The 24,323-nt window shown below is 70.1% G+C and carries 24 protein-coding genes; 13 read left to right on the forward strand and 11 right to left on the reverse strand.

Going from position 1 to position 24,323, the window contains the following annotated elements; all coding sequences use genetic code 11:
- Positions 1-5 precede the first annotated feature (5 nt).
- The 5 genes from lexA to ACVCL3_RS13735 all read left to right on the forward strand — a co-directional run bounded on the left by lexA (position 6) and on the right by ACVCL3_RS13735 (position 6,260).
- Entirely contained in the window at positions 6-626 is a 621-nt protein-coding gene (lexA, locus tag ACVCL3_RS13715; protein ID WP_447099679.1) for a transcriptional repressor LexA, read from the forward strand.
- Positions 626-1,252, forward strand: a complete 627-nt coding sequence (gene imuA, locus ACVCL3_RS13720) for a translesion DNA synthesis-associated protein ImuA (RefSeq protein WP_447098043.1) — start codon at positions 626-628, stop codon at positions 1,250-1,252. The genes lexA and imuA overlap by 1 nt, the downstream gene beginning before the upstream one ends.
- 12 nt (positions 1,253-1,264) lie before the next feature.
- A complete protein-coding gene (locus ACVCL3_RS13725; protein ID WP_447099680.1) occupies positions 1,265-2,665 on the forward strand; it encodes a Y-family DNA polymerase in 1,401 nt (466 codons plus the stop codon).
- On the forward strand, positions 2,662-5,730 hold the full coding sequence (locus ACVCL3_RS13730) for an error-prone DNA polymerase (protein WP_447099681.1): 3,069 nt from the start codon (positions 2,662-2,664) through the stop codon (positions 5,728-5,730). The genes ACVCL3_RS13725 and ACVCL3_RS13730 overlap by 4 nt, the downstream gene beginning before the upstream one ends.
- 107 nt (positions 5,731-5,837) lie before the next feature.
- Positions 5,838-6,260: a hypothetical protein gene (locus ACVCL3_RS13735; RefSeq protein ID WP_447098046.1), complete on the forward strand. Its 423-nt coding sequence runs from the start codon at positions 5,838-5,840 to the stop codon at positions 6,258-6,260.
- Positions 6,261-6,309: 49 nt separating this feature from the next.
- Here ACVCL3_RS13735 and ACVCL3_RS13740 read toward each other — a convergent pair whose 3' ends face one another.
- Genes ACVCL3_RS13740 through ACVCL3_RS13750 form a run of 3 tightly spaced genes read right to left on the reverse strand, consistent with a single transcriptional unit; the run spans position 6,310 to position 8,104 of the window.
- A complete protein-coding gene (locus tag ACVCL3_RS13740) occupies positions 6,310-6,717 on the reverse strand; it encodes a hypothetical protein (protein ID WP_395120204.1) in 408 nt (135 codons plus the stop codon).
- The gene (locus ACVCL3_RS13745; RefSeq protein ID WP_395120203.1) at positions 6,714-7,184 is read right to left on the reverse strand and encodes an Mpo1 family 2-hydroxy fatty acid dioxygenase; all 471 of its coding nucleotides are present in this window, start codon (positions 7,182-7,184) and stop codon (positions 6,714-6,716) included. The genes ACVCL3_RS13740 and ACVCL3_RS13745 overlap by 4 nt, the downstream gene beginning before the upstream one ends.
- Before the next feature lie 23 nt (positions 7,185-7,207).
- Positions 7,208-8,104: a phosphoribosylaminoimidazolesuccinocarboxamide synthase gene (locus ACVCL3_RS13750; protein ID WP_395120202.1), complete on the reverse strand. Its 897-nt coding sequence runs from the start codon at positions 8,102-8,104 to the stop codon at positions 7,208-7,210.
- A 122-nt stretch (positions 8,105-8,226) separates the two neighbouring features.
- On the opposite strand from ACVCL3_RS13750, the gene ACVCL3_RS13755 reads away from it, so the two are divergent.
- The 3 genes from ACVCL3_RS13755 to rpe all read left to right on the forward strand — a co-directional run bounded on the left by ACVCL3_RS13755 (position 8,227) and on the right by rpe (position 10,153).
- Positions 8,227-8,541 (forward strand): c-type cytochrome, encoded by a 315-nt coding sequence (locus tag ACVCL3_RS13755; RefSeq protein ID WP_447099682.1) that lies wholly within the window; start codon positions 8,227-8,229, stop codon positions 8,539-8,541.
- On the forward strand, positions 8,538-9,350 hold the full coding sequence (gene djlA / locus ACVCL3_RS13760) for a co-chaperone DjlA (RefSeq protein ID WP_395120200.1): 813 nt from the start codon (positions 8,538-8,540) through the stop codon (positions 9,348-9,350). Before ACVCL3_RS13755 ends, djlA begins: the two co-directional genes overlap by 4 nt.
- A gap of 134 nt (positions 9,351-9,484) precedes the next feature.
- Entirely contained in the window at positions 9,485-10,153 is a 669-nt protein-coding gene (gene rpe / locus ACVCL3_RS13765) for a ribulose-phosphate 3-epimerase (RefSeq protein ID WP_447098049.1), read from the forward strand.
- Positions 10,154-10,464: 311 nt separating this feature from the next.
- Here the strand turns inward: rpe and ACVCL3_RS13770 are convergent, their stop codons facing one another.
- Positions 10,465-10,773 carry a hypothetical protein gene (locus ACVCL3_RS13770; RefSeq protein WP_447099683.1) on the reverse strand — a complete coding sequence of 103 codons (309 nt, stop codon included), beginning with the start codon at positions 10,771-10,773 and terminating at the stop codon, positions 10,465-10,467.
- Between the two features lie 54 nt (positions 10,774-10,827).
- On the reverse strand, positions 10,828-10,953 hold the full coding sequence (locus ACVCL3_RS13775; protein ID WP_447098051.1) for a hypothetical protein: 126 nt from the start codon (positions 10,951-10,953) through the stop codon (positions 10,828-10,830).
- A 305-nt stretch (positions 10,954-11,258) separates the two neighbouring features.
- On the opposite strand from ACVCL3_RS13775, the gene pdsR reads away from it, so the two are divergent.
- Genes pdsR through ACVCL3_RS13795 form a run of 4 tightly spaced genes read left to right on the forward strand, consistent with a single transcriptional unit; the run spans position 11,259 to position 15,007 of the window.
- Positions 11,259-11,948 carry a proteobacterial dedicated sortase system response regulator gene (gene pdsR / locus ACVCL3_RS13780; protein ID WP_447098052.1) on the forward strand — a complete coding sequence of 230 codons (690 nt, stop codon included), beginning with the start codon at positions 11,259-11,261 and terminating at the stop codon, positions 11,946-11,948.
- Entirely contained in the window at positions 11,936-12,517 is a 582-nt protein-coding gene (locus tag ACVCL3_RS13785; protein WP_447099684.1) for a hypothetical protein, read from the forward strand. Before pdsR ends, ACVCL3_RS13785 begins: the two co-directional genes overlap by 13 nt.
- Positions 12,518-12,535: 18 nt before the next feature.
- Complete coding sequence (locus ACVCL3_RS13790) at positions 12,536-14,566, forward strand: ATP-binding protein (protein WP_447099685.1); 2,031 nt, start codon at positions 12,536-12,538, stop codon at positions 14,564-14,566.
- Between the two features lie 57 nt (positions 14,567-14,623).
- Entirely contained in the window at positions 14,624-15,007 is a 384-nt protein-coding gene (locus ACVCL3_RS13795; protein ID WP_447098055.1) for a hypothetical protein, read from the forward strand.
- Positions 15,008-15,010: 3 nt separating this feature from the next.
- Here ACVCL3_RS13795 and ACVCL3_RS13800 read toward each other — a convergent pair whose 3' ends face one another.
- A complete protein-coding gene (locus ACVCL3_RS13800) occupies positions 15,011-16,027 on the reverse strand; it encodes a hypothetical protein (RefSeq protein WP_447099686.1) in 1,017 nt (338 codons plus the stop codon).
- Positions 16,028-16,246: 219 nt separating this feature from the next.
- Here ACVCL3_RS13800 and trpE point away from each other — a divergent pair, with 219 nt between their 5' ends.
- Positions 16,247-17,737: an anthranilate synthase component I gene (gene trpE / locus ACVCL3_RS13805; protein ID WP_447099687.1), complete on the forward strand. Its 1,491-nt coding sequence runs from the start codon at positions 16,247-16,249 to the stop codon at positions 17,735-17,737.
- Between the two features lie 42 nt (positions 17,738-17,779).
- Here trpE and ACVCL3_RS13810 read toward each other — a convergent pair whose 3' ends face one another.
- From ACVCL3_RS13810 to ACVCL3_RS13830, 5 genes are read right to left on the reverse strand one after another with little or no spacing between them, the layout of a single operon-like run.
- A complete protein-coding gene (locus tag ACVCL3_RS13810) occupies positions 17,780-18,751 on the reverse strand; it encodes an N-acetylglucosamine kinase (protein ID WP_447099688.1) in 972 nt (323 codons plus the stop codon).
- Positions 18,748-19,923, reverse strand: coding sequence for an SIS domain-containing protein (locus ACVCL3_RS13815; RefSeq protein ID WP_447107236.1), 1,176 nt, complete (start codon positions 19,921-19,923; stop codon positions 18,748-18,750). The genes ACVCL3_RS13810 and ACVCL3_RS13815 overlap by 4 nt, the downstream gene beginning before the upstream one ends.
- Positions 19,895-21,184 (reverse strand): D-tagatose-bisphosphate aldolase, class II, non-catalytic subunit, encoded by a 1,290-nt coding sequence (locus ACVCL3_RS13820; protein ID WP_447099690.1) that lies wholly within the window; start codon positions 21,182-21,184, stop codon positions 19,895-19,897. The genes ACVCL3_RS13815 and ACVCL3_RS13820 overlap by 29 nt, the downstream gene beginning before the upstream one ends.
- Positions 21,127-22,146: an EamA family transporter gene (locus tag ACVCL3_RS13825; protein ID WP_447098060.1), complete on the reverse strand. Its 1,020-nt coding sequence runs from the start codon at positions 22,144-22,146 to the stop codon at positions 21,127-21,129. The genes ACVCL3_RS13820 and ACVCL3_RS13825 overlap by 58 nt, the downstream gene beginning before the upstream one ends.
- Complete coding sequence (locus ACVCL3_RS13830; protein ID WP_447099691.1) at positions 22,143-24,260, reverse strand: glycoside hydrolase family 36 protein; 2,118 nt, start codon at positions 24,258-24,260, stop codon at positions 22,143-22,145. The genes ACVCL3_RS13825 and ACVCL3_RS13830 overlap by 4 nt, the downstream gene beginning before the upstream one ends.
- Positions 24,261-24,323 lie beyond the last annotated feature (63 nt).

Genomic DNA, 24,323 nt, shown 5'->3' on the forward strand with positions numbered 1-24,323 from the left:
AAACCATGAGCCTGCACCTGACCAGCCGCCAGTCCAACATCCTCGAGTTCATCCGCGCCCGCGTGGCGCGGGATGGGCAGCCGCCCACGCTGGAGGAGATCGGCCGGGCGATGGGCCTGCCCCACGTCAGCGCGGTGCTCAAGCATGTGCGCTCGCTGGAGGCCAAGGGGCGGCTGGCGATCGAACCGAACCGTTCGCGCGGCATCCGCCTGGTGGAGGCGCCCGACGCGCTGGATGCCGATACCCTGGAGCTGCCGCTGGTCGGCCGCATCGCCGCCGGCGAGCCGCTGTTCTCCGAGTCGCGGATCGAGCGCAGCCTGCGCGTGTCGCGCTGGCTGTTCCGGCTCACGCCGGATTATCTGGTGCGGGTGGTCGGCGACTCGATGCGCGACGAGGGCATCCTCGACCAAGACCTGGTCGGCGTGCACGCCACGCCGGTGGCGCGGCACGGCCAGGTGGTGGCGGCGCGCGTCGGCGGCGACCGCTTCACGATCAAGCGGCTGTACTGGCAGGGCGAGGTGATCCGGCTGCTGCCGAACAGCCCCGGTTACCAGCCGATCGATCCCGACCCCACCGAGGATTTCGCCATCGAAGGCCTGTTCGCCGGCCTGCTGAGGGGCGGCTGATGGCGGCCGTGGTGCCACTGTCGAACCTGCTCGATGCGCGCCGGGTCTGGCGCGGCCGGGCCGAGCCGCCGCCGGCCGGCGAGCAGCCGACCGGCTGGGCCGCGCTGGATGCGGTACTGCCCAGCGGCGGCTGGCCGGCGGCGGCGCTGTCGGAAATCCTGCTGCCGCTGGATGGCGTGGGCGAACTGCAACTGGTGCTGCCCACGCTGGCGCGCCTCAGCCAGGGTGCGCGGCCGGTGGTGCTGGTGGCGCCGCCGTATCTGCCCTGCGTGGCCGGTTGGCGCCAGCACGGCGTGGACATGCGTCGGGTCGAGATCGTCAACGCGACCGAGGCCGACGTGCTGTGGGCGACGGAGCAATGCCTGCGCTCGGGCAGCTGCGCGGCGGTGCTGGCGTGGCCGCGGCAGGCGGACGATCGCGCGCTGCGGCGCCTGCAGGTGGCGGCCGACGGCGGCCGCGCGCTGGCCTTCGCGTTCCGTGATCGCCGGCATCTCTCCAATGCCTCGCCGGCGGCGTTGCGGCTGGAGCTGGAGGCACGGCCGCAGGCGCGGGTATGGGTGCGCAAATGCCGGGGCGGCGCGGTGCCGGCGCAACCGCTGCCGCTGCCCACCGCGGCGCTGCATTGATGGTGGCCGCGCATGTTGTGGGCTTGCATCTTGTTGCCGCAGCTGGCACTGGACGGTGTCCTCCGCCGCCGCCCGGACGCGGGCCCGCTGGTGCTGGTGGCCGGCACCGGGCATGCGCGCAGCATCGTGGCGGCGAACGCGGCCGCGCGCGAGGCCGGCCTGCGCGTGGGCCAGCGGCTGAGCGTGGCGCAGGCGCTGCTGGCGCAATTCGAGGCGCTGCCGTACCAGCCTGAGCGGGTCGACCACTGGCATCGGTTCTTGGCCGCGGTGGCCTATCGCTACAGCGCCGAGGTGAGCCTGTTGCCGCACGCGATCGTGCTGGAGGTCAGCCGCAGCCTGAACCTGTTCGGTTCGTGGCCGCGGCTGGAAAGCCTGCTGCGCGCCGATCTCGACGCGCTGGGTTTCCGCCACCGGATCAGCGCCGCGCCCACGCCGCATGCGGCACACGTGCTGACCGGTGTCGCCGACGGCCAGGCGGTGCTCACCGACGAGCAACTGCGCCACGCGCTGCAGCGCATCCCGCTGTCGCAGAGTCGCCTGCCTGCGGCGGCGGCCGACGCCTTGCCGGGCATGGGCATCCGCACGCTGGGCCAGTTGCTGGCGCTGCCGCGCGACGGCCTGCGCCGGCGCTTCGGTGCGGAGTTGCTGCTGGCGCTGGATCGGCTGACCGGCGCGGCCCCGGCCGGCCTGGAAGCGTATCGGCCACCCGACCGCTTCGACCTGCGCATCGAACTCACGCATGAAGTCGAAGCCATCGGCGCGCTGGTGTTTCCGCTGCGTCGGATGACGGCCGACCTGTCCGCCTACCTGGCCGGTCGCGACGGCGGCGTGCAGCGTTTCACGTTGCAGCTGGAACATCGCGAGGGACACACCGAGGTGAAGGTGGGCCTGCTCGCACCCGAGCGCGAGGCCGGCATGCTGTTCGAACTGGCACGCGGACGACTGGAGCAGGTGCAATTGCCGCAGCCGGTGCTGGCCATGCGCCTGATCGCGCGCGACCTGCCTGCGTTCGTGCCGGCCGGCCGCGACCTGTTCGACGAACGCCCCGCCAATGCGTTGCCGATCGAACAGTTGCGCGAACGCCTGCGCGCGCGGCTGGGCGATCGCGCCGTGCATCGGCTGGGCAGCACCACCGATCCGCGGCCCGAGCTGGCGCAGAAAGTGAAGGCCCACGATGACGGCTGGCAGGAACCCTCGCCGCGACCGACTTGGCTGTTCGAGCGGCCGATTCCCCTGCGTGGTCCCGCCCCGCAGATCCTGGCCGGCCCCGAGCGGCTGGAAACCGGCTGGTGGGATGGCGGCGAGGTGTGCCGCGACTACTACGTGGTGGAGACCGCGCAAGGCCAGCGCGGCTGGGCGTTCTGCACGCCGGGCGAGCGCGACGGCTGGATGCTGCACGGCTGGTTCGCATGAACGCGTATGCCGAGCTGCATTGCCTGTCGAACTTCTCGTTCGGCCGCGGCGCATCCAGCGCGCGCGAACTGTTCGAGCGCGCGAAGGCCTGCGGCTACGAGGCGCTGGCGATCACCGACGAGTGCTCGCTGGCCGGCATCGTGCGCGCGCTGGAAGCCTCGCGCGCCACCGGCATGAAGCTGATCGTGGGCGCCGAATTCCAGCTCGACGATGGGCCGAAGCTGGTGCTGTTGTGCGAAACGAAAGCCGGCTATACCGCGCTGTGCGGGCTGATCACCCGCGGCCGCCGCGCCTCGGCCAAGGGCACGTACCGGTTGCAGCGCGCCGATCTCGCCGATGGCGTGCCGGGCACCTTTGCGCTGTGGCTGCCCGGGCGCGAGCCCGATGTCGCGCACGGTCGCTGGATGCGCGACACCTTCGCCGAGCGGGCGTGGCTGGCGGTGGAACTGCATCACGGGCCGGACGATGCGCAACGCCTGCGCGAGCTGCGGCAACTCGGGCACGGCCTCGGCCTGCCACTGGTCGCCGCCGGCGACGTGCACATGCATGTGCGCCGCCGGCTGGCGCTGCAGAACACGCTGACCGCGATCCGCCATCGCGTGCCGCTGGCCGAGGCCGGCGCGCTGATCTTCCGCAACGGCGAACGTCACCTGCGCCGGCGCGAGGCACTGGGTGCGATCTACCCTGCCGCGCTGATGCTCGAAAGCACCGCCATCGCCGCGCGCTGCGCGTTCAGCCTCGACGAACTGGAATACCGCTACCCCGCCGAACTGGTGCCGGCCGGCCACAGCGCCAGCAGCTGGCTGCGCCATCTCACCGAACAAGGCATGCGCTGGCGCTGGCCGGATGGCGTGCCGGAGAAAGTCCGGGCGCAGATCGAGCACGAGCTGGGGCTGATCGAATATCTGAAGTACGAGTCCTATTTCCTCACCGTGCACGACATCGTGCACTTTGCCCGCAGCCGGAAGATCCTCTGCCAAGGCCGCGGCTCGGCGGCCAACTCCGCCGTGTGTTTCGCGCTCGGCGTCACCGAGGTCGACCCGGCGCGGATGAACCTGCTGGTGGAGCGTTTCATCAGCAAGGAGCGCAACGAGCCGCCCGACATCGACGTGGATTTCGAGCACGAGCGGCGCGAGGAAGTGATCCAGTACATCTATGCCAAGTACGGTCGCGAGCGTGCCGCGCTGGCGGCCACGGTGATCTGCTATCGCGGCAGGAGCGCCGTGCGCGACGTGGCCAAGGCGCTGGGCCTGCCGCCGGACCAGGTGGACCAGCTGAGCGGCATCTTCGGCTGGCGCGGTGAGCAATCGCTGGACGAACGCCTGCGCGAACACGGTTTCGATCCACAGGGCGCGGTGCTGCGCCGGGTGCTGAAACTCACCGCCGAGTTGCGCGACATGCCGCGGCACCTGTCCCAGCACGTCGGCGGCTTCGTGATCAGCGACGCACCGCTGGCCGAGCTGGTGCCGGTGGAAAACGCGGCGATGCCCGATCGCACCATCATCCAGTGGGACAAGGACGACCTCGACACCATGCGCCTGCTCAAGGTCGATTGCCTGGCGCTGGGCATGCTCAGCTGCGTGCGCCGTTGCCTGGACCTGCTGCGCGCGCATCGCGGCCAGGATTACAGCCTGGCGACGCTGCCGGCCGAAGACCCGCAAACGTACGAGATGATCCAGCGTGCCGACACCGTCGGCGTGTTCCAGATCGAGAGTCGCGCGCAGATGGCGATGCTGCCGCGGCATCGCCCGGAAAATTTCTACGACCTGGTGATCCAGGTGGCGATCGTGCGGCCCGGCCCGATCCAGGGCGACATGGTGCATCCGTACCTGCGCCGCCGGCGCGGCGAGGAGCCGGTGGACTATCCGTCGGAGGATCTGAAGGCGGTGTTCGAACGCACCCTGGGCGTGCCGCTGTTCCAGGAGCAGGTGATGAAGCTGGCGATCGTGGCGGCCGGCTACACGGCCGGCGAGGCCGACCAGCTGCGCCGCGCGATGGCGGCGTGGAAACGCCACGGCGGCATGGAGCACCACCGCGAGCGGATCATCCGCGGCATGCTCGAACGCGGCTATACCGCCGAGTTCGCCGCGCGACTGTTCGAGCAGATCAAGGGCTTCGGCAGCTACGGTTTTCCCGAGAGCCACGCGGCCAGTTTCGCCGGCATCGTCTACGCCAGCTGCTGGCTGAAATGCCACGAGCCGGCTGCGTTCGCGTGCGCCCTGCTCAACGCGCAGCCGATGGGTTTCTACGGGCCCAGCCAGATCGTGCAGGACGCGCAGCGCCACGGCATCGCGGTGCGGCCGGTCGACGTGCGCCACAGCGAGTGGGACTGCACGCTGGAGGACGACGCACGCGATCAGCCGGCGCTGCGGCTCGGGCTGCGCCAAGTGCGCGGTTTTCGCGAAGACGTCGCCGTGCGGATTTCGGCGGCGCGCGCCGTGCGTGCCTTCGTCGACGTGACGGAGCTGTGCGAGCGCACCGGCATCGACCGCCGCCAGCAGGAACTGCTGGCCGAGGCGGGCGCCTTGCGTGGCCTGGCGGGTCATCGCCATCGCGCGAAGTGGGCGGTGGCCGGGGTCGAATCGCAGCTGCCGTTGTTCGGGCGCGCCAGTCCGGCGGAAGAGGCTGTCGTGCTGCCGGTGCCGTCGGTGGCGGAAAACCTGCAGTCGGACTATGCGCGCACCGGACTCAGCCTCGGCCCGCACCCGCTGCAACTGATCCGCCCGCGCCTGCGCGCGGCGCGTTTCGCCGACTCGCGCAGCCTGCGCGGCCAAGCGCACCAGAGCACGGTGCGCGCCGCCGGCCTGGTCACCCAGCGCCAGCGCCCGCAGACCGCCAGCGGCGTCACCTTCATCACCATCGAAGACGAGCACGGCGCGATCAACGTGGTGGTGTGGAGCCAGGTGGCCGAGCGGCAACGGCGCGCGTATCTGGAGGCGCGCCTGCTCGGGGTGGAAGGGCAGTGGGAATGCGTCGACGGCGTGGCCCACCTGATCGCCCGGCGGCTCACCGACATGAGTGCGTGGCTGGGCGAGCTGGACAGTCGCTCGCGCGATTTCCACTGACCCGGGCGCTGCCGCCGCGCTGGGAATCGGTTAGGCTGGGGTGGCCGTCCGGCCAGGCGTGGGGATGCCTCCGGGCGGTTTCCTTCCATCGCAATCCAGGGGATTTTATGGGTACTTCTACGTTTGCCGCCTTGGCCGGCATGGGCCTGTTCGCCATCCTGATCATGATCGTCGTGGGCATCGCGCTTGGCGCGCTGGTGCTGGCCGTGTCCTTTCGCCTGGTGGTCGGTTTCATGCCGTCCTACCTGCGTGCGTTGGGTGCCGTGGTGCTGACCTATGTCGGGGTGTTCGTGGTGACACTGATCCTCGGCATGGTGGTGCACAGCAGCGTGCTGTCGCTGATCGTGACCTTCCTCGTCGGTGCCGTCGTGGTGAACTACCTGTTGCTGGCCGCGGACGGCAGCCAGATCGGCTTCGGCAAGGCCTGCGTGGTCGAGCTGGTCAACATGGTGATCGGCATCGTGCTGGCGCTGATCATCGGTTTCATCTTCGCGATGGTGTTTGGCGCGGCGCTGTTCGGCCTGCACTGAGCCTCGATGCATGGCGGGGGCGCCGGCCGCCTCCGCCATGGGTCGAGGATCACACCAGCGTGGTGGCCACGCCGAAGCCGATCGCCATGCTCGCGGCCACCGCCATACAGGCGCTGCCGGGGCGGATGCGGCGGGCGTCGATGCGCGGCACCAGCCGCCACAGCAGGACCGCGCCGAGCAGCATGTCCAGCACCAGCGCGACGCGCAGCAGGCCCGAGTGCAGCAGGCCGCCGTAGGGTGGATGCACCGCGCCTTCGTAGACGGCCACCAGGAACACCAGCAACAGTCCGAGCATCGTCCACAGCAGGCAGGCGAGGTAGACGCGGTTGAACACCACCGCGCAGCGCTCGGTCCAGCGCAGCACCGACCAGCCGATCAGCGCGAACACCAGCGCCGCCATGCTGCTGTAGAGCACCCACCAGAGCAGGGTGCTGGTCACGGCAAGTGCGGTATTCATGTGATCTGGCGGAGTCCCAGTTTGCGATAGAGCTTGGCCATCAGCCACGCCGGGCCGACCAGCAGGTAGGACAGATCGGTGAGGAAGCTGGGCTTGCGGCCTTCGTACTTGTGGCCGATGAACTGGCCGATCCAGGCCACCACGAACACGCCGACCGCCCACCACGCCAGCGCCGGCGCGCCCAGCCGCCAGTACAGGAAGTTGGTGAACAGGCCCAGCACGGCGAACGCGATCAGCAGGCCCGCCGCGAGCCGGTGCGAGCGCTTCCAGTACCAGTAGAACGCCAGCACCATCACCAGCACCGCCCACGAACCGGGGCGCAGCGCGGTGAACGGCACCGGGGCCGCCCACAGCAGCGCGATCACCGACCACACGATCGGCGGCACGCAGAACCAGTGGAACATCTGGTTGGTCGGGTTCTGGTGGTCGCTGCTGTAACTGTCGAGCCAGTCCTGCATGGTGCGCATGAGCGTTCCCCCTCGATGAAACCTCAGTCGAGCCGGATGCCGGCCAGCTTGTGCAGCGCCTCGGCATACTTGGCCGCGGTGCGTGCGATCACCTCGTCCGGGATCACCGGGCCGGGTGCGGTCTTGTTCCAGTGCTGCGTCTCCAGCCAGTCGCGCACGAACTGCTTGTCGTAGCTGGGCGGGCTGATGCCGGTGCGGTATTCGTCGGCCGGCCAGAAGCGGGAGGAATCCGGGGTGAGCATCTCGTCCATCACGTAGAGCTTGCCGCTCGCATCGGTGCCGAACTCGAACTTGGTGTCGGCGATGATGATGCCGCGCTCGGCCGCATAGGCGGCGGCCCAGCGGTAGATCGCCAGCGTGGCGTCGCGCACCTGCCCGGCGAGGTCGGCGCCGACCGCGTCCACCACGGCGTCAAAGCTGACGTTCTGGTCGTGGTCGCCCACCGCCGCCTTGGTCGAGGGCGTGAAGATCGGTTCGGGCAACTGCTGCGCCTGCTTCAGGCCGGTCGGCAGCGCGATGCCGCACAGCGCACCGCTGGCCTGGTAATCCTTCCAGCCCGAGCCGATCAGATAGCCGCGGGCGATGCATTCCACCGGCACCGGTTTCAGCCGCCGCACCACCACCGCGCGCTTCTCGTACAGCTTGAGGTCGGTGCCGGGCGGCAGCACCTCGGCCAGCGGCACGTCGAGCAGGTGGTTCGGTACCAGGTGCGCGGTCTTGCCGAACCAGAAGTTGGAGATCTGGGTGAGCATCTCGCCCTTGCCCGGGATCGGGTTGGGCATCACCACGTCGAACGCCGACAACCGGTCGGTGGCCACCATCAGCAGCCGCTGATCATCCAGCGCGTAGACATCGCGCACCTTGCCGCGATGGATCAGCTCGAGGCCAGGCAGGTTCGATTGGGGCAGGGTGGTGGGCACGGCGGGTTCCACGAGGCGGCAAATGTCTATTGTAGCGACTGCCGGCACGGCGCCGGGAGCGTGCCGCCGGGCCGATCGGGCGCACTGCTAGAATTGGCATCCTTTGGCCCCATGTGTTGCCGATGCGAATATTCCTGATCGCGGCGCTTTGCCTGGCCGCCTCGCCCAGCCTTGCCCAATCTGCCTCCCGGCCCGGCCGGCTCGGCCTCTGCGCGGCCTGCCACGGCGAGACCGGGCAGGCGCACATGCCCGGCGTGCCGAACCTGGCCGGGCAGCGGCTGGATTATCTGCGCGATGCGCTCAAGCAGTACCGCGACGGCCGCCGCGACGTGCCGGTGATGCGCGCGGCGATCGGCCCGCTGAACGCCGCCGAGCTCGATGCGCTGGCACGCTGGTACAGCGCGCAGGCGGCCGCGCCGGCGCAGGTGCAGCCATGAGTTTCACCTACACGATCTGGTTCGGCATCTTCGGCCTGCTGGTCGGCCACATGCCGGGCGCGGTGGTGGGCGCGGTGCTCGGTTTCATCTTCGACAACCTGCGCCACAGCCAGCGCCGCCAGGCCACGCCCGAGGCCGGCGGTTTCGTCGGCCCGCTGTTCACCCTGCTTGGCGCGGTGGCCAAGTCCGACGGTCGCGTGTCCGAGGCCGAGATCGCGGTGGCCGAGCGGCTGATGACGCGCATGGGCCTGACCGCCGAGCAGCGCGCGCAGGCCGTGGCCAGCTTCAATGCGGGCAAGCAGCCTGAGTTCGACGTCACCCGCACCATCGCCGAGCTGCGCAGCTGGGTCGGCCTGCGCCGCGACCACGCGTTCCCGGTGCTGGACGTGGTGATCGAGACGGTACTGTCCGAGGGCAACCCGGGGCCGGAGAAGATGTCGATCCTGCGCCAGCTCGCCTTCGCGCTGCGCGTCAGCGACATGGAGCTGATGGCGCTGATGGCGATGAAGGGCTACGCCTGGAACCAGGGCGCGGGCGGCCCGCGCGGCGGCCGCCAGCAGTACGGCAATGGCGGCGGCTACGTGCCGCCGCAACGCACGCCGCAAGGGCCCGATCCCTATGCCGTGCTGGGCATCGACCGCAACGCCGACGAGCGCGCCATCAAGCGCGCCTACCGCAAGCTGATCTCCGAGCACCACCCCGACCGCCTCGGCGACCTGCCCGAAGACATGCGCAAGCGCGCCGAGTCGCGCGCCAGCGAGATCAACGCCGCCTACGACCGCATCAAGGAAGCACGGGGATTCAAATGATGGGGCCGGGAATGGGGAATAGGGAATGGGGAATGGCAGAAGCGGCTTTGCGGTGGCATTTGCCGCGTCAGGCTTCATAATCTTCCCGATTCCCGATTCCCGATTCCCGATTCCCGATTCCCGATTCCCGGCTTATGAGCAAGCAAAGCGCCATCATCGCCCCGTCCATCCTCGCCGCCGATTTCGCCCGGCTGGGCGAGGACACCGCCGCGGCGCTCGCCGCGGGGGCGGACTGGGTGCATTTCGACGTGATGGACAACCACTACGTGCCGAACCTCACGATCGGGCCGATGGTGCTCGCCTCGTTGCGCAAGTACGGCATCACGGCGCCGATCGACGTGCACCTGATGGTCAAGCCGGTCGATCGCATCGTGCCGGATTTCGCCAAGGCCGGCGCCAGCCTGATCAGCTTCCATCCGGAAGCGAGCGAGCATGTCGACCGCACGCTGGGGCTGATCCGGGAATCCGGCTGCCAGGCCGGGCTGGTGTTCAACCCGGCCACGCCGCTGGACCATCTCGATTACGTGATGGACAAGCTGGACATGATCCTCATCATGTCGGTGAACCCCGGTTTCGGCGGGCAGAAGTTCATCCCTGGCACGCTGGAGAAGCTGCGCCAGGCGCGTGAGCGGATCGAAGCCAGCGGCCGTGCGATCCGGCTGGAAGTCGACGGCGGCGTCACCGCCGACAACATCGGCGCGATCGCCGCCGCCGGCGCCGACACCTTCGTGGCCGGCTCGGCGATCTTCCACGCGAAGGATTACGCGGCCGAGATCGCCGCCATGCGCAAGGCGATCGGGTGAGGGTGCCCGCCGCCATGCGCAAGGCGATCGGTTGAGGATGCCCGCCGCCATGCGCAAGGCGATCGCCTGGCCAGACGGCACAAAGAAAAAATCCCGGCGCCAGGAGGGAGGCACCGGGATAAACGTCGTCGGGGACGCAAGGGGGAAAACACCATGGATTGGCGCGTGCCGGCGCGAAAGTCCGCCAGGGAGCTCGCAAACCTCGCACCGGCAGGTTCCACGGCAAAGAGGAACGCACGCCAATCATCAGGTCCGACCCGGTACCTGCCGATTGGTTCCCGCGGCGAGGCTCAATTTGCCAACTGTGTCGTTCAGGTTCGCTGTGCGGATCGCGGCCGCAGCCGGCTGGATCGAGCCTGCGCGCGCATGTTCAGCCATTGCGCCAGCGCGACCCGGGCGTGCAGCCACACCGCATCGAGGCCCAGTCCGGCGGCCAGCATCAGACTGCCGACCATCAACCAGTGACGCCATGTGCGCGAAAGCCGTATTGCTGCATGCATGTCGGTGTCCTCCTGTGGCCCGAGCCACGATGGCATTGCCGCACGCGTGAAGGTCGCGCGGGAGCCGCGCCGGCGGCGGCGTTCGGGCCAGTCGTGGCAAAGGGCGGGCAGCACGCGCACGAAAAAAGCCCCTCGCAAGCGAGGGGCAAGCAACCACCAGGGGGAGGACCACGGTTACAGCGGTTGCCAGTCGGGATCGGTGTCGTCCCGGGCCGCACCCGGCGCGATTCCTTTCGCGCCGGGTGCGCGGACGACTTCCACCACGGCAAACGGATCGAGTCTGGACAGATGACGGGACATGGCGCGCCTCCTTCAGAAGAAGCCGACCAACAGGCCCAGCAGCAGGGCGCCCAGCGCCAGGCCGGTGCGCAGCGGCTCGAAGCCGTGCAGTTCGGCGCGGGGGTCGTGTTCGTTGCGGCGGGTGTCCATGAGTGACCTCGTGATGGAGTGCGTGGATCACATCAAAGCCTCCGTCGCGGCGCGTGCGCCGGCCGCTGCCGGGCGATTTGCCGGCGGCTTGTGGCAAATCGCTGGCAGCGCGCTGCGACCGCTTGCGCCCGCGCGGCGCGCATAGCACGCTGCAGCCATCATCCAAGGAGTGCGCCATGGGCCGCAGCATTGCCATCGTCGAGGACGAACCGCTGATCCGCGCCAACTACGTCGAGGCGCTGAACCGTTTCGGCTACGACGCGCGCGGCTACGGTTCGCGCCAGGAAGCGTCCAGCGCGTTCGCGATGAAGTTGCCCGAGCTGGTCATCATCGACATCGGCCTGGGCGACGAACCGGAGGGCGGCTTCGACCTGTGCCGCGAACTGCGCGCGAAATCGTCGACGCTGCCGCTGATCTTCCTCACCGCGCGCGATTCGGATTTCGACGTGATCTCCGGCTTGCGGCTGGGCGCGGACGACTACCTCAGCAAGGACACCAGCCTGCACCAGCTGGCCGCGCGCATTGCCGCGCTGTTCCGCCGGATCGAGTCGCTGAAGGCGCCCGCCTCCAGCGAGACGGTGCTCGAGCACGGCCCGCTGAAGCTGGAGTCCGAGCGCATGCGCATCACCTGGAACGGCGCGGAAATCCCGCTCACCGTCACCGAGTTCTGGATGGTGCACACGCTGGTGCGCTTCCCCGGCCACGTGAAGAACCGCGACCAGCTGATGCGCGAGGCGGAGCTGGTGGTGGACGACGCCACCATCACCTCGCACATCAAGCGCATCCGCAAGAAGTTCGTGGCGGTGGCGCCCGAGTTCGACGCGATCGAGACGGTGCATGGCGTGGGCTACCGGTGGAAGCCGTGAGCGCGCGTCTGTGCGTGGCGCTGGCACTGTTGTTCTGCGCGGCGCTGACCTGGGCGACCGGCACCGACGACGTGCTGGCCCGCGGCGCCCGCGACGGCAACGCGCCGGCCTGGACGATCGCGGTGGCATCGCCGCCGGGCTGGACGCGCGACTGTTGCACCTACGCCCAGGCGATCGGCGTCAACGCGGTGCTGTACCAGGGCGAGTGGAGCGGCAAGCCGCAGCGGGTGATGGTGCTGAACGTGTGGCCGCGCGTGCTGAGCAGCCTGGCCGCCGAGGTGCAGGCCGACCGCACGCGCTATCTCCAGCTCGACCCCGCCGGCAAGGCCGCCAGCTTCGCCGTGCGCCATCCGCACATGTCCTGCGAGGCCAGCGTCTACGAAGGCAGCGACCACGTGGACGACGTGCTGGTGTTCTGCGACCCGGGCCAGGCCAGCGGCATCCGCTATAGCTGGTCGATGGCCTTCGATGACGGCGACCCCACGCGGCGCGCGCTGCTGGATGACTTCATGCGGGTGGTGATGGCCTCGCGCTACCAGCGTGCCACGGCACCGGCCGATGCCCGCTGAGCGACGGACCGGAGCGGCATGAGCCTGCGTCGCAAGCTGCTGCTGGTGGCGCTGTGCACGCTGGCGCTGCCGGTGGCCGGCTGGTTCGACGTGCGCCAGATGGAGTCGCTGCTGCGCGACGGCCAGGCCCAGGCCCTGGTGGCCTCGGCGCAGGTGGTGGCGCGCAGCCTGGTGGTGACCCGTGCGTTGCCGCCGGCCGACGGCCCGAGCTGGTACGTGCAGGAGGCGCCCACGCCGATCACCGTCGACGGCTACGGCGACGACTGGGCACCGCTGACGCCATGGAGCCAGCCGTTCGCGCGACGCGGACAGCTGTTGCTGGCCGAGGATGCGGACGGCTTTTACCTGCATGCGCAGGTGGCCGACACCCACCGCACCCGCGCCGATGCCGAAGACGCGAACGCGCTGCTGGCCGACCATCTGATTCTCGCCCTCGGCAACGCCGCCGGCCAGCGGCGCTACCTGCTGGCCAGCGCGGCACCGGGGCCGCTGCAGGCATTGCCGCTGGACCCGCCGGTGCCCGGCCTGCCCGATCAGCTTGGCGCGAGCTGGCAGGAGGACGGCAGCGGCTACCAGGTCGAGCTGCGCCTGCCGAGGCAACCGGCGCCGAGCCGCCTGGGTATTGGCGCCTATGACGCCAGCAGCGGCGGCGATCGGCAGGCCGTCGAGTCGCGCCCATTGCGCCGCTACTCGGCGGTGCTGTCCGGCGAGCTGGCGCAGCTGGTGCCGACGGGTGTGCAAGCGCGCGTGCTGTCACCGGCCGGCTGGCTGCTGGCGCGCAGCGGCCGCCTGCATGGCAGCAGCGCGGCCGAGCGCGACCCGGGCTGGTTTGCCTCGCTGGTCTATCGCTCGCTGCTGGCCACTCGCCTGGACGACGCCAACCTGTGGGCACAGGACGTGCCGCGGCTGGATACCCGCGAAGTGGAGCAGGCGCGCGCCGGCCATGCGGTCAGCCGCTGGCGCCACGGCGAGGAGCGCGGCAGCGTGGTGCTCGCCGCGGCGGTGCCGATCGAGCGGGCCGGCCAGGTCGAGGGCGTGCTGCTGCTGGAGCAGTCCAGTCGCACCGTGCCGCTGCTGGCCAACCGCGCGCTGTTCGGCGTGCTGCTGACCAGCTTCGTCGTGCTGCTGCTGGCCGGCGGCATCCTGCTGGCGTTCGCCACCCGGCTCAGCCTGCGCCTGGCGCGGCTGCGCAATGCCGTCGAGCGGGCGCAGCGCAACGATGGACGTCTGGACGGCCAATTGAATCCGGACCGCTTCCCGATGATCGACGCACCGGACGAGATCGGCGATCTCGCCCGCAGCTTCGAGAAGCTGTTCGTGGCCGTGGGCAGCTACACCGATTACCTGCGCACGCTCGCCTCGAAGCTGTCGCACGAGTTGAACACGCCGCTGGCGATCGTGAAGTCCTCGCTGGACAACCTGGAACACGCGCTGCAGCAGCACGCCGCGCTGCCGGAGCCGGCCAAGCCCTACCTGGAACGCGCCCGCGACGGGGTGGCGCGGCTGGGCGCATTGGTGCGGGCGATGAGCGAGTCGAGCCGGATGGAGCGCTCGATCGAAGCGGCCGAGCCCGAGGATGTCGACCTGTGCGACGTGGTGCGCGGCTGCGCCGACGGCTACCGCCCGCTGGTCGGCACGCGCCGGCTCGATTGCCGCCTGCCGGATGCGCCGCTGCCGCTGCACGGCGCGCCGGAACTGATCGCGCAGGCGCTGGACAAGCTGTTCGACAACGCCCTCTCGTTCACCCCCGCGCAGGGCTGGCTGCGGCTGAGCCTGCGTGCGCTCGACGGTGGCGCCGAGATCGAGCTGGCCAACCAGGGCCCGCCGCTGCCCGCGGCGATGCAGGGCCGCTTGTTCGATTCGCTGGTCAGCCTGCGCGACAAGGCAGTGCCCGGCGAGGCGCCGCACCTGGGCCTGGGCTTGTACGTGGTGCGCCTGGTCGCCGAGCGCCATGGCGGCAGCGTCAGCGCGCGCAATCTCGACGACGGCAGCGGCGTGGCGTTCACCCTCACCCTGCGCGGCATGCCGCGGCAGCGGCTGGGCGGTTAAAGCTTCGCCGCCGTGTGCCGCTATCCGGACATCTCGGCTTCCCGCGGAAATGTCGCCATGGATGTCCCCAATCTCAGCCGGCAACCCTATCGCCGCCCGCCGCTGTTGCGTGCCACCGATCCGCAACGCATGAACTGGCTGTGGCGACTGGTGTGCGAGCTGGCCGAGTTGCGTCCCGCGGATGTGGTCGAGGCGTTGCATGCCGCGCAGATCCCGGTCGACCTGGCGCGTGCGCGCAGCTGGGTGGTCAGCGACCGCGACGACGGTTTCTTCCCGATCTCGATCGCCGAGCTGGAACGCAACGTGCGTGCGCTGCTGGCCTTGCGCGAGGTGATGCGCGAGAACCAGGCCTTGCTCGCGCTCGCCGGTGGTGCGGAGGCGTCGGCAGACATGGCGGCGGATGCCGCGCCGGCAGTGGAGCCGGTGACCGAAACCGCCTGAGCTTCAGCCCCGCGCTGACGAGCCCGCCGCCGCGGGCGTGGTGGGCGTGGCCATCGCGCTGGCCGCATGCGCCGGCACGGCGCTGGCCGATGCAGCGGGCGCCGCGCTGGATGCCGCTGCCGGTGCCGCCGTGGTCGCGGCCGCCGCAGGCAAGGCCGCCGTGCCGCCGGAGGCCGGGACCGACGTCGCCGCCGCGGGCGTCGAACCGGCGCTTGCCGTCGGGGTGGACGCGGCCATGGCGGGCGCTGCCGCGGCCGAAGTCGCCGCTGCCGCTGCCGCTGCCGCGGTGGTGCTGTTCGCCGGCTGCGCATGGCCGACGGCTGCCGCCGGCGGGGAATCGTCGACGTGCGTATCGGCGCCCCAATTCAGATAAGCCCACGCGGCCACGCCGACGAGTGCCAGCAGCAGCAACATGCGACCCAGCCGCGAGCGTCGTGGCGGGTGGCTTGTGGTCTCGGCTGGCGGGGCGGCGACGTCGACTTCGCCGACGGGCTCGTCCGACGACGGATTGATCAGGGCATCGTCTGTCGCCAGCTCGTCGCCAGGCACCGGCGGCTCGACGGCCGCGGGCGACGACGCGGTGGGCAATGGCGGCGGCAGGCCGGGCGACGCGCTCACGGCCGCGGGCGCAGGCGGTTCATCGTCGAGCGGCTCGATGGGCGCCGCGGCGAAGGCTTCGTCGACGGGCGCGGCCATCACCTCGTCGAATGCCTGTGCCGGCGGGGGCGAGGACTCGTACTCCAGCGGCTCCGGCCAGATCTGCCATGCCAGGCTGCCGTGCAGCCGATACGACTCGCCCGGCGCGATGAACGCGTCCAGCGCCGACCGCGGCAGCGGCCCGCGGCTGCTGCCGTCGCGGTCGATGTACGCCAGTTGTTCGTCGCCGGGGAGCGCGCGGGCATCGACGTGCAGGCCCTGCAGCAGCTGCGCGATGCGCTCGGCGCTGGAACGGTCCAGTTGCTGGCGCACGATCCGCGGCAGCGCGGCGACCACGCGCCGGGAAAATTCGTCGTGCTCCATCCTCAGCGCGGCCGCCACCGGCGCCCACGTCGACGCCTCGTCCGACGCACCGGCCCGCAAGCCGCACACTACGACGCAATACTGATCCACGCACGGTCCCCTGTAGCCCGACCGTCGAGAGTAGACCGCCGCCACCAGCGTATCAAGCGCGCCGCGGCGGCGCCTGCGCTTGGCCTACAATGGTCGTTTCCCCTTCGTGACCACCCGGAACCGCGACCCGTGAGCTCTCCCGACCCCATCAGCCGAAACGAATTCGACGCGCTGGCCGCCCGCGGTCACACGCGCATCCCGCTGGTGCGCGAGGTGTTCTCCGACCTCGACACGCCGCTGTCGGTGTACCTGAAGCTCGCCGACGGTCCGTACACCTTCCTGTTCGAGTCGGTCGAGGGCGGCGCCACCTGGGGGCGTTATTCGATCATCGGCCTGCCGGCGAAGCGGGTGTTCCGCCTGCGCGGGCATGAGCTGGAAGTGGAGGATTCCGGCGAGATCACCGAGCGCCGCCATCTCGACGATCCGCTGGCGGAGATCGAGAAGCTGCGCGCGCAGTACGACGTGCCGCAGTTGCCGCAGCTGCCCGCATTCTCCGGCGGCCTGGTCGGCTACTTCGGTTTCGAGACGATCGGCTACATCGAGCCGCGGCTGGCGCAGTGGGACCGCCTCGACGAGCTGGGCACGCCCGACGTGCTGCTGATGCTGGCCGAGGAGGTGGCGGTATTCGACAACCTCAAGGGCCGGCTGTACCTGATCGTGCACGCCGATCCGTCGCAGCCGCACGCCTACGCGCAGGCGCAGCGACGGCTCGATGCGCTGGTCCATCGGCTGCGCCAGGGCGGTGCCTCGTATCCGCAGCTGACCCAGTCGGTCGCGCTGGACGAGAGCGACTTCAAGTCCTCGTTCACCAGGGACGAGTTCGAGGCGATGGTCGAGCGCGCGAAGGAATACATTCGCGCCGGCGACATCTTCCAGGTGGTGCCGTCACAGCGCCTTTCCGTGCGCTTCAACGCGCGGCCGGTGGACGTGTACCGCGCGCTGCGCGCGATGAATCCCTCGCCCTACATGTACTTCGTCGATCTCGGCGACACCCAGATCGTGGGTTCCTCGCCGGAGATCCTGGCGCGGTTGAAGGGCGGCAAGGTGGTGGTGCGCCCGCTCGCCGGCACGCGCAAGCGCGGCGCCACGGAGGAAGAGGACCGCGCGCTGGAAGCGGAGTTGCTGGCCGATCCGAAGGAGCGCGCCGAACACGTGATGCTGATCGACCTCGGCCGCAACGACCTCGGCCGCATCAGCGAGACCGGCAGCGTGGAAGTGGGCGACTCGTTCGCGATCGAGCGCTACTCGCACGTGATGCACATCGTCTCGCAGGTGCAGGGTACGGTGCGCGAAGGCCTGAGCTACATGGACGTGCTCAAGGCTACCTTCCCGGCCGGCACGCTTTCCGGCGCGCCGAAGGTACGCGCGCTGGAGATCATCCAGGAGCTGGAACCGCACAAGCGCAACATCTACGGCGGCGCGATCGGCTGGATCGGCTGGTGGGGCGACGCCGACACCGCCATCGCGATCCGCACTGCGGTGATCCACGGCGGCCGCCTGCACGTGCAGGCCGGCGCAGGCATCGTGTTCGACTCCGACCCCGCCGCCGAGTGGGAGGAGACGATGAACAAGGGCCGCGCGTTGTTCCGCGCGGTGGCGCAGGCGGCGAATGGCTTGTAGGGCGGTCCCGGCAAAAGTCCGCGGCGAACCGGACAGTCTCGCTCAGGGGGCGACGGCAGCCCGCGTTGCCGCCCGCACCGGGTGGCCGGCGAGCCGGGCCGCGTAGAGCGCGGCGCCGTAATGGGGCGCGTGCAACGGCGGCCGCAGGTCGAAATCCGTGCTTGCGGCGGCAAGCGCCTCGCGCAGCGGTGCCAGCAGCAGTTCGTCGGCATTGAAGGCGCCGCCGGAATGGGACACCGGTACGGTTTCGCCGGCTTCGAAGTGCAGGGCCAGTCGCAGTGCGTCGCAGATGCCGGCCAGCTCGTGGCCGGCGTCGCGGAAGATGGTGGCGGCCACGCCGTCGCCGGCCCGTGCCGCCTCGGCCACCTGGCGCGAGAGCTGCGCCAGGTCGCCGCGGGCGTAGGAGTTGCCGCCGTAGACATGGGCGCAGATGTCCAGGTCGTTGTCGAGCTGAAAGTGCGCGTTGAGGATCGCGTGCAGCGGGCCGCGGGGCAGGCGCCCGTCGCTCATGCGCGAGTAGGCGTTGAGTCCGCGCATGGCGATCCAGTAGGCCGAGCCTTCATCGGAGAACGCCTCGCCCCAGCCGCCGGCGCGGGCCGCGAGGCCCTGGCGTTGGCCATAGCCGATCGAACCGGTGCCGGCGACGATGTTGATGCCGTCGGCGCAGCCCAGCGAGCCGGCCCAGCCACACACCATGTCGTTGTCGCAGGTGTAGCGGTCGTGGCCGAGGATCGCCGCGGGGCACGCCTGCAACAGCGCGGTGGCGCGGCTGTCCTCGCCGTAGGCGGGCAGCCCGAAGAAGGCATGGCCGATGTCGGCCAGGGTCCGGCCGGCGGTGCCCAGCACCGCGGTCACGCCCTCGGCCAGGATGGCACGCACGCCGTCCAGCCCGACATGGGGATGGTAGGTCGTGCCGAGCTCCGCTTCGCCGAGCAGTCGGCCGTCAGCGTCGATCAGGGCGAAACGCGTTTTCGTTCCGCCGCCGTCCACGCCCAGGTAAGTCACCCGATTCATGCGCTCAGAGCGTACAGGCGCACGCCCTGCACGACGCGGTTCACCAGGCCCGCGGGGTTGGGATTGTCGGGCGTCACGCCGATGGCGCGCGAACGGAGGAAGGCGTGGATCTGCGCGATGGCGAGGTATGGCCACAGCAGATCCGCATCGACGGCATCGGCCATCGCCGGCACCGTGATGCCGTCGGCGCCCGCGGCAGCGCGCGGCTGGGCGTTCACCTCGATGATGCGCGCCGCGCGGCCGTCGCGACGCAGCTCGTCCACCAGGTCGAGGTCGTAGCGGTGGGTCAGCGGGTCGTTGGACACGAAGACCATCACCAGGGCGTGTTCGGTGACGAAGGTCTTGGGCCCGTGGCGGAAACCCAGCGGCGACTCGAAGCAGGTCGCCACCGCGCCATTGGTGAGCTCGCCGAGCTTCAGCGCCGCCTCGCGGGCCAGCCCCTGCAAGACGCCGCTGCCGAGGTAGGCGACGCGGTCGTACTGGCCGCGCGCCAGCTCGTTCAGTGCCGGCAGCGATCCGGCGATGACCCGCGCGGTGGCATCGGCAATGGCGTCGATGCGCGCGTCCATGCTGCCGGTTGGCAACAACGCGGCCATGGCCGCGTACATCATGCAGCTGAAGCTGGAAGTCATGGCGAAGCCGGCGTCGTGCGTCTCGGCCGGCAGCAGCAGGGTCATCGAACGGGCAACCGGCGCCTTGCCCAGCGCACCGTCGGCATTGCAGATGATCGCCAGGTGGCGCACGTCGCGCACCAGGGACTCGGCGAGTTCCACCGCGGCCAGGCTTTCGGGGCTGTTGCCGGAACGGCCGAAGGAGACCAGCAGCAGTGGCTGTTCCGGCTCCAGATACAAGCGCGGGGCGCACACGATGTCGGTGGTCGGCACCGCGTCCACGCGGGCGGCCAGCCGGCGGTCCAGCAGCGGCGCCACGCACTGGCCGATATAGGACGAGCTGCCGGCGCCGGTCAGGATCACCCGCGCGGCAGGGTCGTCGATCAGCGGGCCGGCAAACGCCCGGATCTGCGCATGCAGCCCGGTCACCAGCGCGTGGGTCCGCTGCAGCATCCGTGGCTGCTGCTCGATCTCGCGTGCGGTGCAGAGCGCGCCCGCGGCGGTCAGCTCGGACTCGGACGCGCCCAGGTACTCAGTGGATGTCATGGTCATGGCAGGCATGGTGGTAGTCGTCGAGTGCGGCACTGATGTGTGCCATGGTCAGGGAGAGCGGGTCCTTGGTCGCGCCGCCGGTGCGCAGCGCGCGCAGCGCGTGCGGCAGGAACTGGCTGATCAGCGGCAGCGGCGGCGGGGTCGCGCGCAGGTTGTCGAACAGGCGCTGGCAGGCCTGCTCGATCACCGGGTCCGGCCAGTAATAGCGGATGCGGTCGCTGAGGCTGTATTGCAGGTCGATGGTCAGCGCGTGGCCCTCGCCGTGGTAGTAGCGTCGCCAGTAACCGGGCTGCTCGCGCATGCGCGCCAGGGTTACCTCGCGCAGGCGTGCCCGACGCGCATCCCCGATCCACTCCTGCTCGATCGCGTCCAGCGCCCACAGCGCCTCGCGCAGGGCGAAGGTCAGGCCGGGGCCGACCTTGAGGATGGCGAAATGATCGCGTACCAGCGCCGCCAGCGCGTCGCGGGTCTGGTAGTCGGTCGAGTGCGCCTCGAACACCATGCCCGGCACACCGGTGATGGCGTGGCTCAGTTCGCGCGCTTTCGACGGGTCGTAATCCACCACGTCGTGGTGATCGAACTCCACGCCCGGTTGCACCACGGAGGCGATCACGCGTTGCCATGCGGCGTCCAGTCCCGCGGCGGCGAAGGCCTGGCGATGCGCCTCGATCGTGGCCAGCGCGGCTTGCGGCGTGGTCACGGCGAGGCCTTCGATGGCCTCGGTGGCACCGCCGGGCACCGGTACCTCGGTGCCGATCACGTACACCGGCGCCTCGCCGCCGGCCTGCGCGTGAGCGACCTCGGCGGCCCGGCACAGGCGTACCGCACGGCGCACGATCTCCGCCTCCGGCAGCGGCTCGGGATCGCCGCGGCAGGCCATCGAGCAGTCCAGGTGGATCTTGCGGAAGCCGGCGGCCACGTACGCGGCCACCATCACCTCGGCCTTGTCCATCGCCGCGTCCGCGTCCAGCGACGTCCACGGGTTGGGCCCCAGGTGATCGCCACCCAGCGCGATGCGCGCGCGGTCGAAGCCGACGCGGTCGGCGATCGCGTGCACGAAGGCGACGAAATCGGCCGGCTTCATCCCGGTGTAGCCGCCGTCCTGGTTGACCTGGTTGCAGGTGGCCTCGAACAGCACGAATGCCTGTCCCGTGCGTTGCGCGTGGCGCAGGCCGGCTTCGATCACGACGGGATGCGCCGAACAGATCGAGGTCACGCCACCGGCGTGTCCCTGCTTGTGACGGGCGATGAGCTCGGAGAGGACGTGCATGGGGACGGAGTCCATTCGGGGGAGGGGGTGGAAACGTCGGGATCGCCCTCGGCTTCGGCCACGGCCTCGGGTTCGAGTGCCAGCAGCAACGAGGCAATCAGGGCCAGCACCAGGCCGATCATTTTCAGCGGGCCCGGCACGATGCTGGCGAACACCAGCGCCAGCGCGGCGGTCACCAGCGGGGCACCGGCATTGGTCAGCGGCGCCACCACGATCGCCTTGCCGTGGCGGAAGGCGTAGACCAGGGTCAGCGCGCCGATGGCGTTGAGCAACTGGATCGCCGCGGTCATCCACGGGCCGTCGATGCCGGTGTTGATCGGCTGCGACCAGTCGGTCATCGCCAGCGCCACCGGCGCCAGCAGCAGGCCGCCCAGCATCATGTAGAAGAAGATGCTCTCGGCGCGCACGGTGTGGTTGGCCAGGCGCATGAAGTACGCCTGCACGCCCCAGGCCAGCATGATCAGCAGCGACTGCAGGAACCAGCCCAGTCCGCCGCCGGCGCTGCGGCCGAACGACAGGTCCAGCATCGGCAATGCCACCAGCGCCAGCACGATGCCCAGCGCGCCGCTCCAGCCGGTGCGCTCGCGCAGGAACGCAAAGGACAGGGCGATCGTCACCACCGGCGACAGCGAGATGATCGGAAACACGAAATACGCCGGCCCGATGGTCAGCGTGTGGAACAGCAGCATCTGCCCGCCGGCACCGAGCAGGCCGATGGCCATGCCGTAGCCGATCGCGCGCGGTGAATGCTCCAGCGTCCAGCCGCTGCGCCACAGGATGTACAGCGCCGGCGGGATCATGGTCAGCGCCCACACGCAGTACACCAGCGTTTCGGGAAAACCGTGCTCGGCCGACAGCGGCGACAGCGCGCCCCACACGCCCCACAGCGCGACGGTGGCGACGGCGAAAACCAGCCAGGGGCGACGGCGCGGCGCGGCGATCGCACTGGCGGCCAGGCTCATGCCGGCGTCCCCAGTGGCGTGGCCTGCAGCAGCACGAAGTGCCTGAACGCCACCGGCAGGTTCGCCGCAGTGGCCTCCACCTCGCCAAGGTCGACTTCGTTGAACAGGTCGCGCACCTTGTAGCGTCCGGCGCCCAGGCCACGCAGTTCCACCTTGCCCTTGAACTCGTCGGCGTAGAAGGCGTAGTACATCGCCCCGTCCTTGGCGATGGCGTGCGCCTCGGGCTTGTCGAAGCCGATGTCGTACAGCGTGCCCAGGTATTCGCCCTTGGGCAGCATGTGCTGCTTGTACAAGGCCACCCACTTGCGCCACAGCGCTTCCTTCTCCGCGTTGAGCACCAGGCCGCCCGGCGGCAGCGGCTCGGAGGGATGCTCGGTGTCCTTCGGCCAGGTGAACTTGGTGGAGGGAATCGCGCCGATGCCGACGGTGGAGGCGAAGTCGTCGCCGCGATCGGACAGTTCCACGTGATCGCCCGCATAGCTGCTGCGCGAGCCCATCAGCGCCTTCATGCTCTTGCCCTTGCTGCGCACCTGCCACGAAGAGGTCGGGTCGGACGCCGGGTACTGGTCGGTGGCCGGCAGGTTGTGGAAATCGAAAGCCGTGCCGCAGGGGCACAGCTCGACCACCGCCTGCGGGTTGGCCTCGTGCGCCGCCCGGTGGATGGCCTGCCAGAACGTGGCCAGGCCTTCGACCGAATCGCCCGGATGCGCATGCTTGTGCGCAGGGTTGTAGCAGGGCGCCACGGCGTTGAGGTGCTGGCCGTCGAACTTGATGCCCTCGAAGCCCCAGTCGCCGATGACCTTCTTCACCAGGGCCACGTAGAAGTCGACGGTGGGCTGGTAGGCCGGGCATTGCGTGAGCGCGTTCCACCAAGTCACCTTCTGGAACCCGCCGTCCTGGTCCAGCAGCAGCATGTCGGGATGGTCATGCAGCACGTCGCTGCCCGGGTCGGCGGCCAGCGGCGCGATCCACAGGCGCGGGTGCATGCCCTGGCTGCGCACCTTGGCGGTGAAGTCGCGCATGTCGGCATCGCCGCGCGGGAACTTGCGCCTGTCGATGCGCCAGTCGCCTTCGTTGGTCTGCCAGCCGTCGTCCATCACCACCCAGCCGAAGCCCAGCTCGCGCGCTTTCGGGAGCGTGTCCAGGATCTGCTTGACGGTGAAGTCGCGGCCGTAGCCCCACGCGCACCACACCGGCGCAAAGGCCGATTCCGGAGCCTGCGGCGCCTCCAGGCCCTCGGCCTGCATGTATTGCCGGTACTGCAGCAGCGGCGCGAAATGATCGCCGGTGTGCACCGCCAGAAAAGTGCGTTCGGTGACCAAGGCCTGGCCCGGCGCCAGGGCGGATGCCTGCAGCGATTCGACCGCGATGTGCGCGCCGCGGTCGGTCTTGCGCACCGGCAGATCCAGCGGACGCACCACCGGCTCCACATGACCGACCGCCAGGCCGACGTCGCGGCGCCAGATGTTGGCCACCGGCGTGCCGCCGCCGTAGTCGGACGAATCCATCCCCAGCGTGTTGCGCTGGTCGAACCCGGCAGCCATCGGCTGCACCCAGTCGCGACGATCGGTGTGGGTGGTGCCGGAGAAGCTCCAGAAACCGCCGGGCGCCTCGGCCAGTTCATGCGCGGCATTGCGCCAGCCGGCGACCTGCACGGCGGTGCTGCCCAGGTTGCGGTAGCGCGTCTGCAGCACGGCGAAGCCGGGAAGACCGTCGAAGAAGGTCAGCGCCACTTCCTTTTCCAGGTTGCCGGAACGGCCGGTGACGATCGACTGGTGACCGCTGCCGTGACGCGCGTCGGCGACCGGTTGTTCCCGGTGGCCGGTGATGGCGAAGTCGTCGACCGCGCCATCGGCCAACAGCAGGCTCTCGCTGGGTTGCCACGGCGTGAGCGGCTTGCCGCGGACCACCAGGCGCGTGTGCAGGCGGTGATCGAAGGCGATCGCCAGTACTGCATCGCCGGCGGTGGCGCCGGTGCCGCCATCGGTGCGGCCGGCACCGGGATAGCCAGGCCGGGATGCCGCCAGCGCCTTCGGCAGCATGAGCCACGCCGCGCCACCGGCCACGCTGCCGGCCACGAGCTTCAATACAGTGCGTCGTCCGATCGGGCGCATGGCGAATTCCTCTTGAGACGTCGTCCCGATTCTGCGTCAGCCGTTGCTCTTGATGCAAGCGTT

This window comes from Rhodanobacter sp. UC4437_H4, from assembly GCF_052978425.1.